The 14,754-nt window shown below is 66.6% G+C and carries 6 protein-coding genes; 3 read left to right on the forward strand and 3 right to left on the reverse strand.

Features of this window, described 5'->3' with window-relative positions:
- Positions 1 to 109: 109 nt before the first annotated feature.
- The gene (locus ACIHAX_RS16565) at positions 110 to 1,615 is read left to right on the forward strand and encodes an FAD-binding oxidoreductase (protein WP_397278299.1); all 1,506 of its coding nucleotides are present in this window, start codon (positions 110 to 112) and stop codon (positions 1,613 to 1,615) included.
- An 89-nt stretch (positions 1,616 to 1,704) separates the two neighbouring features.
- On the opposite strand, the gene ACIHAX_RS16570 is transcribed toward ACIHAX_RS16565, so the two are convergent.
- Together ACIHAX_RS16570 and ACIHAX_RS16575 are read right to left on the reverse strand one after the other, a co-directional pair.
- The gene (locus ACIHAX_RS16570; protein ID WP_397278301.1) at positions 1,705 to 10,200 is read right to left on the reverse strand and encodes an amino acid adenylation domain-containing protein; all 8,496 of its coding nucleotides are present in this window, start codon (positions 10,198 to 10,200) and stop codon (positions 1,705 to 1,707) included.
- Positions 10,201 to 10,257: 57 nt separating this feature from the next.
- Entirely contained in the window at positions 10,258 to 10,635 is a 378-nt protein-coding gene (locus tag ACIHAX_RS16575) for a hypothetical protein (protein ID WP_364425418.1), read from the reverse strand.
- A 325-nt stretch (positions 10,636 to 10,960) separates the two neighbouring features.
- Here ACIHAX_RS16575 and ACIHAX_RS16580 point away from each other — a divergent pair, with 325 nt between their 5' ends.
- Positions 10,961 to 11,710 (forward strand): TetR/AcrR family transcriptional regulator, encoded by a 750-nt coding sequence (locus ACIHAX_RS16580; protein ID WP_397278303.1) that lies wholly within the window; start codon positions 10,961 to 10,963, stop codon positions 11,708 to 11,710.
- A 106-nt stretch (positions 11,711 to 11,816) separates the two neighbouring features.
- Here the strand turns inward: ACIHAX_RS16580 and ACIHAX_RS16585 are convergent, their stop codons facing one another.
- A complete protein-coding gene (locus tag ACIHAX_RS16585) occupies positions 11,817 to 12,902 on the reverse strand; it encodes a protein kinase family protein (RefSeq protein ID WP_397278305.1) in 1,086 nt (361 codons plus the stop codon).
- Between the two features lie 448 nt (positions 12,903 to 13,350).
- On the opposite strand from ACIHAX_RS16585, the gene ACIHAX_RS16590 reads away from it, so the two are divergent.
- Positions 13,351 to 14,523, forward strand: a complete 1,173-nt coding sequence (locus ACIHAX_RS16590) for a hypothetical protein (RefSeq protein WP_397278307.1) — start codon at positions 13,351 to 13,353, stop codon at positions 14,521 to 14,523.
- Positions 14,524 to 14,754: the final 231 nt, after the last annotated feature.

A 14,754-nucleotide genomic window follows, 5' to 3' on the forward strand; every position in this document is an offset into this window, starting at 1 on the left:
CGCCACGTCACCCGTTACCGTTCGGAAATCGAGAACGAAGGACTGCCCGGCGGTTGGCGGGTAAGAGTTCCATGGGGAGCCCGGTATTGGCGTAGCCGATCGAGAGGACTTGGCCTTGAGTGATCTTTCTCGCCGTGACCTGCTCAGGACGTCGACGGCCGTCGGCGTAGGAGCAGTCGTTGTTTCGGGCCTCACAGGCGCAGACACGCCGGATATCGCGGACGCGAGCGTCCCCGAAAAAAGCCCGGGATGCCCGCCCGCGACGCTGACCGGCCACATCGTCCGACCCGGTGACGTGTCGTACACGGAGGCCCGACTCGGCTGGGATCAGCTCTTTTCGCACTATCCGCTGGTCATCGTCTTCGCGCAGGACACCCAGGACGTGGTGAACGCCCTGACGTGGGCGCGGCAGCACAACGTCGCGTTGCGGGTACGCAGCGGCCGCCACGCCCTCGAGGGCTGGTCGAACGTCGACAACGGCATCGTGATCGACGTCAGCCGGCTGAAGTCGGTCCGGATCGACCCTGGCGCTCGTATCGCGACGGTCGGCGCCGGGCTGAACCAGCTGGAAGCGGTGACGACGCTCGCGAAGCAGAATTTCGCGATCACAACCGGAAGCGAGGGCAGCGTAAGCGTGTGCGGTGCGACGCTCGGCGGTGGACTCGGGCCACTCAACCGCTGGCTCGGCATGGCTTGCGACAGCCTGATGGCGGCCGAGGTCGTCGTCGCGTCGGGTGACGACTGCGCCGAGGTGATCAACGCGGACTCGCAGCACCACTCGGACCTGCTCTGGGCGCTTCGCGGCGCGGGCAACGGCAACTTCGGGATCGTCACCCAACTCACCTACAAGGTGTATCCGCTCGAGCATCTCGCCTATGTGCAGGCGACGTGGGATGGACTCGGGGACCTGTACGGGGTCTTCGAGGCGTGGCAGCGTACGGTACCGTCCGCCGACAGCCGTCTGGGATCCGAGCTCGAGGTCCACAAGTCCCAGATCCTGCTGTCCGCGTGGCTCGTGGAGGGGGCGGCGGCACAGGCCACAGAGATGCTGGCCGCGATCCTGTCGGTCGGTAGCCCCGATGTCACGGTGCAGGTCGGTAACTGGGGCGATATTTTCGCGGGAGCCCAGGTCCCGCTCCCGCAAGAGCCCGCGAACTGGAAGTTCTTCTCGCAGTTCGTCAAAGAGCCGTTCCCGAAGGAGGCGATCGACATCATCGGCGACTTCATGAGGAACGCTCCCACAGAGGACAGCAACTACTTCGTCGATGCCTTCGGTGGGGCGATCAAGACGGAACCCCCTGGCGGCACGGCGTTCGCGCATCGCGACGCTCTTTTCTACGGTGAGATCGGCGCAGCTTGGGGGACTCGTTCCACACAACCAGGCGCCAGCGACCCGCTGACCTCGCAGGCCCAGGCCTGGACCGCCGAGTTCAGCCAGGCGCTGCGGCCCTACGCGAACGGCGCCTACGTCAACGTACCGAACGTCGGAATGCAAGAGTGGGGAACCGCCTACTGGGGTGGACAGCACTTCGAGCGGCTGCGCGCGATCAAAGCGAAGTACGACCCCCACAACATTTTCCAGTACGAGCAGAGCATCCCGCCCGCATCACACTGATCGACAGTCAGTCATGACTGTTCCGCAGACCCGGACCGACCCAACCTATCTCCGCGAGCTGCCGTGACATGCCGGCCTGTCCTGAAGGTTCATCTTCGACCGGCCAAATGCTCGTCGAGTACGCGCGCGATGATCGGCAACACGTGTCGTGCGGTCAGTTCGTCATGGGTGACTCCGATATCGTGATCGACGATCTCGCCGGTCACGTAGGGCCGCCATCCACCGGGGCCCGAGTTGCCGGAAGCGTCGACGGTCGCACTGAAATACACTGCGTCCCCGCCGAATACGGGACGATGATATCCGGTTCTGATCTGTGCCACTATGTTGTACCACCGCGTCAGACGCTCGATTGTGCCCGCGTCGATCGGCGAAACACCGCCCAGTCGGGCACGAATCAGATCGGCGGCATCTTCCGCGGACGCATCGGCGGGCACACCAGGAATACCCAACATCGGGCCGAAAGTACTGACGAAGCCGCCGGCGGAAAGCTGCTCGATGCTGTCACCATCGATGTCCGCGGAGTCCGTGTCGAGTAGCACGAGAAGTCCTACATGCTCACCGGCGTTCCTCAACTTCGTGGCGATCGCGTGCGCGACGAGCCCGCCGAACGACCACCCGAGCAGGTGGTATGGACCCGTCGGCTGCAGAATCCGGATCTCGTGGATGTACCGATCGACCAACTCTTCGATCGATCGCGCTAGTGCTTCGCTGCCGCCCAGGCCCGGTGCCTGTAGCCCATAGATCGGCCTGCCCGGCGACAGCACATCCGCGAATCCCGAGTAGGGCCAGGCGACTCCGGAGGACGGAGACACGCAGAACAGCGCGGGTTCGCTGCCGCCGAGCCGGATCGGCCACACGACGTCGAGCATAGGTCCGGCGTCGACTGGAGGCAGTTCATCGGCCATGCGCCCGGCGGCCGCGGCCAATGCGGCGATGGTGCGGTGCTGGAACACCTGAAACGGCGTGCGGTGGACGCCCTGCCGCTCGGCCCTGGATACCAGCTGGAGAGCGAGGATACTGTCGCCGCCGAGAACGAAGAAGGAATCGTCGGCGCCGACTTTGTCGACACCGAGCAGCTCCGCGCAGATGTCGGCGAGAATTGCTTCGGTCGGTGTCGAGGGTGGCCGGTACCCGGCCTGCCCGTCCGCGAATTCAGGTGTGGGCAAGGCGGTCCGATCGAGCTTGCCGACCGCGTTGAGCGGAATCGTATCGAGCACGACGAACACGGAAGGGACCATGTACGCGGGCAGGGCAGCGGTCGCGACCATACGCAGATGCGCGACGTCGACCGTGACATCTTCGGCAGGCAGCACATACGACACCAGTACGGTTGCCCCTGTCGGCCCGGCGCGGCCTGTCGTCACCGCATACTCGACCTGTTCATCGCGGCACAGCACGGAATCGATCTCGCCGAGTTCGATCCGCAGGCCGTGGATCTTCACCTGAAAGTCGTTGCGGCCCAGAAACTCCAGCTCGTATGTATGGTCGGCCCCGATGACCCATCGCACCATGTCGCCGGTGCGGTACATCCGCTCCCCCGGCTGGCCGTAGGGATCGGCGACGAAGTGTGTCGCGGTCGCCTCGAAACGGCCGAAATAGCCGCGGGCGAGCGCGGGACCGGCCAGGTACAGTTCACCGGCGACGCCGACCGGCACCGGACGCAACCAGGTGTCGAGCACCATGGTCGCGGCGCCACGGATCGGCCCGCCGATGGTGATCGGTGCTGCCGCGGCGAGATCGCGGTGACAGGTCGCCCAAGTGCTGAACTCTGTCGGACCGTACAGGTTCACCATCCGACACTCGGGCGACCACCGCTCGATCAGTTCAGCCCTCGCAGGCTCGCCCCCCACAGCAAGCACCCGCAGCTGATCGAGTCCGCCAGGATCCATCGTGGCCAGTACCGACGGCGTGATCGACGCATGGGTGACCCGTTCGGCGCGCAGCAGTCGATCCAGCTCTCCGCCCGCACATACGTCAGGCGGCGCGATCACGAGTTCGCCGCCCGCGCCATGTGCTGTCAGCAGTTCGAAGATCGACGCGTCGAAGCTCGGTGACGCCACATGCAGGACGCCGACCGCCGGATCCAAGTCCAGTGACTCGGTCAAGTCGGCCACCAGATTCGCGAGCCCGCGATGGCTGACCAGCACAGCCTTGGGTTCGCCGGTGGAGCCCGAGGTGTAGATCAGGTACGCCGCGTGGTCGATGCGGATGGGACTCCCACGCTCCGCGTCGGTGATCGGTGCTGCGGAGACCTTCTCGACCCGGCGGCGCGTAACGAGGTCATCGAGCAGCAGCCAGTCGATGGTTCCCGGTAGCGCCTCGCGGGTCACCGTCACGCCGATCTCCGCCTTCGAGTCGGCCAGGATGTGCTCGATCCGCTCGATCGGATAGCAAGGATCGAGCGACACGAACGCCGCGCCGGTCTTGGCGACTGCCCACACCGCCACCACCGATTCCAGCGATCGACCGAGAGCAAGCACGACGCACATTTCCGGCCGCGCGCCTCGGCGCAGCAGGACGCGGGCAAGACGATTCGACCAGGCGTCGAGCTCGCCATAGGACATCGTTGTCTCGCCCGCGCGAACAGCGATGGCACTGCGGTCGATCCGTGCTCCGGCACAGAGAATTTCGGGCAGTGTTCGCGGCGGCATCGACGCCGGTCCACGCACCGACAGCAGCGTGGCGCGCTCCGCGTCGTCGCAGCACTGTAGCTCGGACACCAGCGCCTGTGGGTTGCCTACGAGTTGAGTCAGGAACCGGATCAAGCGATCCAACAGTAGGCGCGCTGTTTCCGGCACGAACTGGTCGGCGTGGTACTTCACGCTGATGCGCAGCATGGCCTGCCCGTCGCTGCCGGGCAGCGGAACCACCATGAGATTCAACGGATACGGCGTGGCATCGGTGCCCTCGACGTCGACTACCCGCATGCCCGCGATGTCCGGCAGCGCCGACAACGCGCCTCGGTCGAGCGGATACGACTCGAAAACGGTGAGCGTATCGAACAATTCGGCCAAGCCCACCGTCTTGTGAATCGCGGCGAGCCCGACTTGCTGATGATCCATCAGCCGTGCCTGTTCACTCTGCATGCGAGCCAGTAGGTCGGCGACCCGCTCCGCGGGATCGAACCGTACACGCACCGGCAACGTATTGATGAAAAGACCGACCGATTCTTCGACACCGGCCAGCTCGGGTGGCCTGCCCGACACCGTCGCGCCGAATACCACGTCGGATCGGCCCGTCAGCACGGCCAGCAGCATCGCCCAACCCGCCTGCACTATCGTGTTCGCCGTGGTGCCCGAATCGCGCGCGGCCATTTGCAGACGTGCGACGATGTCCTGGGACAGGTCGGCGGACACCGTCCCGGTCCCTGTCGCCTCCGTGCCGGTCGATGTCGAGACCGCCCGTGTCGGGATGTCGATACCTGCCAAGTACTGTGCCCACGCGGCGGTCGACGCAGCATGATCCTGCTGGCGCAGCCAGGAGAGGAATTCGCGGTAAGAGTGCGCGGGCGGCAGCGCGGAGGTGTCGCCCGCAGTGGCATAGAGCGTGAGTAATTCCCGCACCAGCAGCGCAGTGGACCAGCCGTCCAGCACAAGGTGATGGTTGGTCAGCACGAACCGGTACTGCGCGGGAGCGGTACGCACGAGCGTGCAGCGCACGAGCGGCGGGCGGGTCAATTCGAACCGGCTGCCCGCGTCCAGGGCGATCAGCCGGTCGAGTTCTCGCTGTCGTTGCTCGGCTTCCGCGATTCCGGTCAGGTCGATCTCCCGCCAGCAGATGTCGGCGTCGGTGACGACGAGTTGGCGGGGCCCTTCATCGGTCTCCACGAACGCGACCCGCAGGATGTCGTGCCGTGCCACCAGCGTCTGCGCGGCGGAGCGTAGTCGCGCGGTGTCGACGGTACCCGTCAGCGTGAGTAGCGACTGCACCGTATAGACGTCGGCGCCTTCGGGATCGTACAGCGCATGGAAGAGCAGGCCATGCTGCAATGGTGACAGCGGCCAGACATCGGTGAGAGTCGGATAGGTGCGTTCCCAGGCGTCGATCTGTGCCTGCGTCACCGCGACGAGGTCGAAGTCGCAAGGAGTGTGTCCTCCGGCTCCTGGGCTGCCGCTGTGATCGGCCAGTGCCCGCAGCGCGGCAGCCCAGAGATCGGCGAACTCTTCGACGTCCACGGCCTCGAGCAGCCGAGCTGCGTATGCCCACGTCACTTCCAGCCCGGAGTCGGTCAGTGCGGCATTGATATCGACGACCGCGGCCAGCGGCGCTCGCTCGTCCCGCGTTGCCGCGAAGCGTTGCGGCAACCAGGCCCCGGCCTCGCTGTCGGTCGGCACCCGGCCCAGATAGTTGAAGCTGATCTGCGGGGTCGGCGCGTCCACGAGCGCATTCTTGGTGTCGGCGTTCAGATACCGGAGCATGCCGAAGCCGACACCCTTGTCGGGCACCGCGCGTAACTGTTGCTTCGTGGTCTTGATCGCGGCGCCCGCCGCGGGGCCACCGGTGAAAGCGTCTGCGAGGTCGACGCCCGTCAGATCGATGGCGATCGGATGGACCGTGGTGAACCAGCCCACGGTGCGCGCGACATCGGCGCCGGGCAGGACGGCCTCCGTGCGTCCGTGGCCCTCCATGCTGAGAAGCAATGACCTTCGATCACGCCAGCGGCATGCCGCCATCGCGAGCGCGGTCAGCAGCACATCGTCGGCACCGCAGTGGAAAAGGTCCGGCACCGTGGTGAGTACCGAGTTCGCGACATCCGGAACGACGATGGTCCGGAAAGTCCCCGCGGTGGCGGCGATGTCGAGGGCCGGGTCCCAAGCGCCCGTGCCGATCGGCGGATCGGGCGTCGCCAAAATGTTCTGCCAGACCGGCAGTTCGGCGCTGCGGCCTGCCGCATGGTCGACTTGTCCGTGCGCCCAACGCCGAAACGAGGTGCCGACCGGAGCCAGGGCGAGGCCCTCGGCCGCGGTCGCCAGATCCGGCAGCAGGGTGCGCCATGACACCGCGTCGATCACCAGGTGATGCAGCACGATCCAGCACAAGGAAGGAGCATCCGCTCGTTCGATCAGCACGAAGCGTGCGACGACTCCGGCCTCCGGATCGAGCAGGTCCGCGGCAGCTTGCAATTCGTCATCGAACGTCGGATCGCCATTGCGATCGGCGCTCACGACGTCCACCAAGGTGCCTGCCTCGACCGCACCGGCTGGTGCGACAACCCATTCCCAGCCGTGATCGGTGTTTCGCATCGAGGAGCGCAGTAGGTCGTGATGGTCGAGAATCACTTGCACGGCCTCGACCAATCGTGTGTGGTCCACGTCGGCCGGTAGACCGACCAAAACCGCCTGGCCGAGCCTGCGCCAGGTCTGTCCTTGGTCCAGCATCGCCTGCACGATCGGTGTGAGTTCGACGGCGCCGACGCCACCGCCGGGCAGCTCGCGTGCCACCGGAGTGCGCGCCTCGGTGGCCACCGCTGCGAGAGCGGCAACGGTCTTGCGCTCGAATACATCTCGTGCGCTGAGGCCGATCCCGGCGGACTTCGCCTTCGAGACCAGTTGAATGGCCGAGATGCTGTCGCCACCGAGTGCGAAGAAGCTCGCGTCGGCGCCCACCGAATCCAGCCCGAGAACCTCGGCGAACAGTGCGGCCAGTGCCTGCTCCCGTGGGGTCGAAGGTGGTCTGCCCACAGACGCGTCCGAGCCGAACTCTGGTTCTGGCAGTGCCGTGCGATCTACCTTGCCCAGCGGTGTCAGCGGAATACTGTCCAGTATTACCACCGCGGCGGGCACCATATAGGCCGGAAGCGCCTTGTCCGCAGCCGCTTTCAACGCGTCCACAGAGACCTTGGCACCTGGTTCGGGCAGCACGTACGACACCAGCGCGGTGGAACCCGAGTCGGTCTCCTTGCCGAGGGTGACCACGAAGTCGACGCCGGGGTGCTGTCGCAGAACGGCATCGATTTCGCCGAGCTCGATACGGAAGCCGCGCACCTTCACCTGGAAGTCGCTGCGACCCTGATGATCCAGCTCCAGTCTCCCGGAACTCTCGGTCCAGCGAGCCAAGTCTCCGGTGCGGTACATCCGCTCGCCACACGCGTAAGGGTTCGCAACGAATCGGCAGGCAGTGAGGCCTCTACGCTGATGATAGCCGCGCGCCACACCCGCCCCGGCGAGATAGAGCTCCCCGATCGTCCCGGGAGCCACCGGCCGCAACCAGGAATCGAGCACGACCGCTGAGAAACCGCGACCCGGACTTCCGATCGTGACCGGCCCAGCGGGTCTCAACGCGTCGCTCAAGGTCGCCGTGACCGTGGTCTCGGTGGGCCCGTACCCATTGAGTACAGAACGACCGGACCACCTGGCCACCAACTCGCCTGGGCAGCTCTCACCACCGACAACGACAGTGCGCAGGCTGGGTAGTGTCGCTGGGTCGAGAGATCCCACGACCGCCGGTGTGGCGTCCAGGTGGGACACACCTTCCGCGCGCAGAACCGCCGCCATCTCTTCACCGCCGTACGCCGATGGCGGAACAACGACGAGCGTCGCACCGGCGGCGAAGCTGACCAGGATCTCTTCGACCGAAATATCGAAGCTCGGCGAAACAACATGTGCCATCACGGAATCCGCGGCGACGCCGAAACCCTGCGCGGAGTTTGCGACCAGATTCGCCAAGCCACGGTGTGTGACCAGGACGCCTTTGGGCAATCCGGTCGACCCTGAGGTGTAGATCATGTAGGCGACCTGATCCAACAGCACCGCAGCGTGCCGCACCGTATCGTCGACCGCGGCCGCACTCTGCTCCGCGATGTCCCGGCCGGTCTCGTCCTCGTCGAGGATCAGCCAGTCCACCCGATTCGGAAGCAGACTTCGCGCGGTCGTTACGGTGAGGCCGATGCCGACGCCGCTGTCGTCGACCATATGCTCGATCCGGTCCGAAGGGTAGGTCGGGTCGATCGGCACGAATGCGGCGCCTGTCTTGGCCACGGCGAGCATCGCGAGCACGGAATCGATCGAGCGCGGAATCGAGATCGCCACACCGCGTTCCGGCCCGACACCGGCGGCGATCAGGATGCGTGCCAGCCGGTTGGTGTATTCGTCCACTTGGCGGTAGGTCAGCCGAGCTGACCCGCTATGGACAGCGATCGCTCCGGGGTCGATTCCCGCACCCGCGGCGAGAATTTCGGGCAACGTGCGCGGCGCGACGCTCGTCGGTCCGCGTGCCGGTGCGAGCTCGGCGAGCTCGTTATCAGGTACGACGGGAATCGTGGACAGTGCCGCGTCCGGTCCAGCGGTGAGGAACCTGCGCAGGAACCGCAGAAATCGGCTGTGGTGAGCGATCAATTCGGTATCGCTGTACAGGTTAGCGTTGCCCTGGAAGTCGATGTGGGTGCTCTCGCCCCCAACGCCCGGATACAGATTGACGTAGAGGTCGTCGATCAGCCCGGCCGTCAGCACATGCGCTCGTCCGGTGACCGCACCGAGTTGAACCCTGGTGTCCACCATCATCAAATTCACCGACGGACCGAAGGTCGCTACCTCGTCCATCGGCCAACCGAGGTCGCGGAAGATGTCCTCTTGGCGGTAGCGCTGCCGCCGCAGCGCGCCGGTCAGCTCAGCCTGTGCTGCCCGGATCAGTTCACCGACGGTCGTGGTCGGCCGCAAGCTCAGTCGCACCGGGACGACGTTGGCGATCATGCCGCCGGAGCGCCGCATCGTCGCCGTCGTGCGCGCAGAGACCGGCAGGCTCAAGACCACCTCTGGAGCACCGGTGATCGCAGCCAGATAGGCGCCGAAGGCTGCGACCACCGTAGGCGCCACACCGGACGACGCCGCCTTCGCGACCATCTCCAGCAACGCAGCCGTTTCCTGCGTCAGCGCCGCCTCCACACGTCTGGGATGCGCGTCCACTTCGGCGGTACGGCCCGCCAGACTCACCGGGTCGGCGATCCCGTCCAGGTGCCGAAGCCAATACTCCCGGTCGGCCGCGAAACGGTCGGAGCTGCGGTACGCCTGATCGGCATCGACGATCTTCCTCAGGTCCTCGGCCTGTGCGGCAGGGGGCGGCCTCCCCTCGATCGCCGCGGTGTAGAGCTCGCCGGTGCGGCGCGCCATGGCCGAGACCCCCATGCCGTCCAGCGCGATGTGGTGCATCCGCCAGTAGCAGAACCAGCGGTCGTCGGCGATCCGCAGCATGACGACACAGGCCAGCCGATCGTTCATCAGATCGAGGGGCGCCGAGTATTCGTGGCGCATCCAGGCATGAGCCGCGCCCGCGGGATCGCGCTCACCTCGGAAGTCGACAACGCGTGCACGATCGTCGAGCGTGGTGTCGACGCACTGGAACGGATAACCGTCGCTTTCTATCAGGCGCAGATACCCGGTGCCGAACTCGCGCCCGGCTCGGCGCGCTGCCGGGGCGAGCAGGTCGAGGTCGATCGATCCCGCCAGGTCGACGTACTGGGCAATAGAGATCGGGACATCGCCTGCGACGTGCTGGGCGAACCAAATTCCGCGTTGGGCCGCCGAAAGCGGGAAAACTCCGTCGGACAGCCTATTCCCGGTAGCGATCGGTCTAGCGGAAGACTGTTGCATGACAAGACCTTTATTCTGACCGGTGTAGCCACTCGGGCCATTCCTCACGATCAAGCACTACGGATGTCGTATTCCTTTTCTCTCAGTCTGAGCCAGGCTCAGGACGGCGTCCGCGCCGACACAGGTTCCGTCGACGCATCGGCCGCAGTCCGGGATGTAAGACGGCAGACGTCGACCGCTCGATTCGGAAGGCCATAGACGCCGCGACTTGCTGGATACCGCCAGATCGGCGGCAAATGTGAACAGCCCGCCGACTTCACGGTGCACTGGCGGACCACTGATGATCGACTCGTTACCCACGATGAAGCTCAACTCGGGCGAGTTGGCATCTGCCCCTGCCAGCCGGACCAGCGCGGTGGCATCGACCGCCGCGACTGGCTTCGCGAGCGGCGGCATGCTGAGGTTGTCGGCGAGCGACGCGGTCGGTGCGTGCATGTCGTATCCCAAGGCCACAGCCAGGAGGTCTGTTGTGCACCCCGACCATGGCCTCCAGCAGGGACTTCAACGATAACTCCGAAGCGAGGGCCGGTGCAGGCTTTCGGTCGGCGGAACTCACCACTTTCTCGACCTGCCTCGACGCCTGCACGGCGGTTCCGAGCCATCACGCGCTCAGCTGCCGATGACCGACGACCAAGTCCACGCGGTCACCCCGAGCTGGCCGCATCGACCGCCACGGCTCCATGCTCGCGGCTGTGGCCGGGCAGGTTGATCGGCACAATCCAGTAAACCCACAACGTGGGAAATATGCCAGAGTGAAGCCATGAACCCCGCACCCGCGACGCCACCGACCTCGACCCGCCAGGCCTCGGCCCGTCGCGGGCGTCCACCGAAGGCGCAGGGTCGGCTCTCCCGTGCGGCGATCCGAGAGGCAGCTCTGGCGGTGATCGACGCCGAAGGTGTCGGTGCGGTGAGCATGCGGTCGGTCAGCCGCTCGCTGGGTGTAGACGCCAAGAGCCTCTACCACTACGTGCGGGACAAGGACGACCTGCTCGACGCGGTCGCCGAATACCTGCTCGAGCAACTGCGTCCACCGGAGGAGACCGGCTCACTGGAAGATGACCTCCGAGCATGGGCGCATGAGTTCCGCAGGATCACCCTCGCCCACCCCCAAGCCGCCACTCTGGTCCTGACCCGCCAGCTCTCATCGGCCGCAGGCCTGGCTCCGGTCGAGGCCGCTCTCGCGGTACTGCGCCGCACCGGCTGCAGCCCCGAGGACGCCGTTCACTTGATGCGCGCCTTGCTGGCCACCTTGATCGGAACCTTGCTGCGCGAAGCCTCCGCCGGGCCCACCTACGGCACCGCGGACCCCGGCGAAATCGCCGAACGGCAGAGCACCCTCGAGTCATCCGGACTGCCCCAGGTCCGCCTTGCCGCTGCCCACCTCGCCCGCTTCGACCGCGACCGCGAGTTCGACTTCACCGTGGACCTGATCGTGGGTCTGGTCAGCGCACGCGTCGGTGGCGTCGGCGCGTCGGCAAACAGCCAGAACGACTCCGAATGGTCCGCATAGTTGGGAAAGAATCCACGCCTTGTCGATGAACGGGGCCGGAACACCCCATGTCCGTCATGTCGATCGGTGTTCGCCAACTACACGTTCGCTCCGAGGACACGGTGGGTCACCTAACGTCAGGGCTCCGAAAGGCCTGGCCGCCCAGCAGGCAGCGGATCTCCTGGTCCGGGTACGGGGTGCTCCGGCTCTCCTGCTGGAACGCGCGCATGAACGCGGACATCGCCGCGGCGATCGGCGCGTGCCGGGTGATGACCGTGGCGGCCTGCCCAGGGATGCCCTCCGGCGGCTTACCCTCGGCGAAGGCGCGCACCATCGCGGCGCGCGCCTCCCGGTCCTCCCGCCGGAGCCCGTACAGGGCCGTGACCAGCCAGTTCACCAGGTAGGTTGCGGTGTAGCCGCGGTCGTAGCTCCGGTGCTGGTCGAAGAACGCGGCCTCCTCCGGCGAGAGGTCGAACGCCGAGGAGAGCGAGAGGCCGTAGTCGCCGAAGTAGAGGCGTCGACCGTCGGTCAGGATGTTCCAGAAGTGCGCGTCGAGGTGCAGCAGCCCGCGGCTGTTCATGAACGCGGTGCCGGCGGCCAGTTCCCGCTCGACCATGGCGCAGGCCCGGTCGGTGGCCTCGTCGCCCGCCTCGATCTGGGCGTTGAGCCACTCGTGCAGGTTCTGCGGGATGTATTCCAGGAACAGCGCGATGCTCGCCGAAGAGTTCTGGAGGGCCTCGATCCGGTGGCGTACCTGCGGTCGGCCGTCCCAGTAGGCGACGGCACGGTCGATGGCGGCGAGCTCCTCCGGCAGCGGCGTCGTGTCCGGCAGCACCCGCCAGTGGTACATCAGCGGGAAGCCCTCGTGTTCGGCGGCAAGCACCCAGTTCGTCGTCATGGTGTGCACGGCGAGTTCGCGCCAGGCTCCGAAGCCCGGCCCGCCGATGAGGCCGACGCCGTACTGGCAGAAGAGCGGCATGTCGAACAGGTTCGCCGTGGACCGGACGTGCTCCGGCTGCCGTTCCAGGTCGGTGAGGGGCACTCGCTTCATGAAGACCGGGGTTCCGGCGACCTCCAGCAGCGCCGACTTCCCGCCGATACCGGCGCCGATCGGCGTGGCCGTGTCCACGAGTTCGCGCAACGCGTGATCGCTGTGCAGCGCCAGGGCCGTGGAGACGGCGCTGTGGGCGTGCAGACGCGCTGGGCGCGCCATGTCGCGGGTCGTCGCCGCGCCGCGGGATATCGCTGCGCCCGGTGAGGAGGACGTCACTGCGTCAAGGGAGTTCGCTGCGGTCTCCACGTGGGCGCCGACCTCGATTCAGCCATGGCCACGCGGTCGTGCCGGCGGCCTCCGGAGCGGGCAGGAGGCCGGTCCGGAGGAGCACCCGACGGCGGTCCCGGCTTGTCCCCCCGAAACCGCACTCTACGTCACGACCTCCATGTAGGCGTCAAGCAACGGTCCGAGGCTACGGGGCCGCTGGCCTTCGACATGCCGCCGATCCGCAGCACGGCCACGGACCATACGGTTGTCCGACTGCACTCGGAAATACGCACAGCGCCCGTCGCGCCGCATGCCGCCGCGCTGGTCCGGCATGCAGACTCCCCCTGACCGGGAACGTCGCCCTCGGGCCGAGACGTGCCTCGCGTGCCAGGATGACGCGATGAGCACCGTTTTCAGGCGGCCGGTCAGCGAGGAAACCGTGATTCTGTTCATGGATTACGGGCAGTTCCGCATCGACGGTGGCGTCGAGAGCCCGGTCGAGGAACTCGAACTGCTCGACCGGGCGCTGGCGGCGCACCCGTTCGCCTCCGATGGGCTGGCGGTGGTGGTGTTGAGCCCGCACCAGAACAACTTCCATATGCCGGTAACGGTTCAGGTTTGGGACGAGCGGCCGCCCGGCGATCACGCCGAGTGGCAGCAAGTGTGTGAGACCCGGTTGCGAGTCGGACCGGAGGGCACACTGTGCCTGTCGTCGCCCACCGACGGCGCGGTCGACTGCCCGGTTCCGGAGGGCCAGTACCTGATCGAGATCAGCGGCCGTGGATTCGTCAACTACGGCTGGCCCGGGTCGACCGAACCCGGCGATGTGTGGCGTATCCGGCTCTGGCCGGACGACGGCAGCGAACCGCTACCGGCCATGCAGTGGAACATGCCCGGATACGGTGTGCCCGAGAATGTCCCGCTACCCGAGGTCACCGCGTCGGTCGACGCGGAGGAATGGGTCGTCGTAGTCGACGACAAAGGCTCTCGCCGCCTGCACATCGACGAACTACCGGCGCAAGCGGCCGCTTTCCAGCGGCAGCGTTGGGGCGGGGAGCCGATACCCCGGCTGGAAGATCACCCGGGCGCGGAAGACCTGGCACGCCATGACCGCGCGATCGCCGAGGCGATCGCCACCATGGGTGATCCCGAGTTGCGGCGCCTGGCGCGCTGGTCGGCGGCCCAAGCCTGCGCGAAAGCAGGCCTCAGCGACCGGCCATGGGTGCGGCCCGCCTTGGCGGCGCTGCGGGACGGCCGACCGCTACCGCCCCCGTTCGACGACGTAGACGCGGCCATGACCCGACTGCACGATGAGGACTTCGGCCCGCCGGATGACGAACACGTCGGCGCAATGGAAGCAACGATGGTTCTCGGTTCGGCCGGTACGACGGCGAACCCCTTCGACCTGGGTCCGATCCACCGTCCGTCCTTCGCACTGCCCACCATCATCGACGCGAACCGACCCGACGCCCTCGATGCCGCGATGACGACCCTGTACGCCACGGGATTGGTCTTCGGCCCCGAGGTGGACACGCTGTTCGCCGCGCTAAGAGCGGAATTCGAGACCGGGTGAGCCGAACGGCGAGGACGGATCCGTATGGTGGGATCCGCAGCAGTGACTGCTGTCGGATACACCGCTGGCACCAAACACACCCTGGCCTACCAACCGACCGACACCACATCGGCGAACGCAGTGGCCTGGGCAGAGATGCGCAACCGCGAGGACGGGACCTCGCCGGCGCGAGGGACGTTCGAGTACTGAGCCCGCTGGGCACGCCGCCCAACGAGGTCGCCGGCAACGAGC

Source organism: Nocardia sp. NPDC051929 (assembly GCF_044548645.1).
In the GTDB taxonomy this organism is placed as follows: Bacteria; Actinomycetota; Actinomycetes; order Mycobacteriales; family Mycobacteriaceae; genus Nocardia; species Nocardia sichangensis.

Coding starts and splice junctions, on each gene's coding strand:
- ACIHAX_RS16570 (WP_397278301.1), bottom strand. CDS start 10,200: ATGCAACAGTCTTCCGCTAGACCGATCGCTACCGGGAATAGGCTGTCC.
- ACIHAX_RS16575 (WP_364425418.1), bottom strand. CDS start 10,635: ATGCACGCACCGACCGCGTCGCTCGCCGACAACCTCAGCATGCCGCCG.
- ACIHAX_RS16580 (WP_397278303.1), top strand. CDS start 10,961: ATGAACCCCGCACCCGCGACGCCACCGACCTCGACCCGCCAGGCCTCG.
- ACIHAX_RS16585 (WP_397278305.1), bottom strand. CDS start 12,902: ATGGCGCGCCCAGCGCGTCTGCACGCCCACAGCGCCGTCTCCACGGCC.
- ACIHAX_RS16590 (WP_397278307.1), top strand. CDS start 13,351: ATGAGCACCGTTTTCAGGCGGCCGGTCAGCGAGGAAACCGTGATTCTG.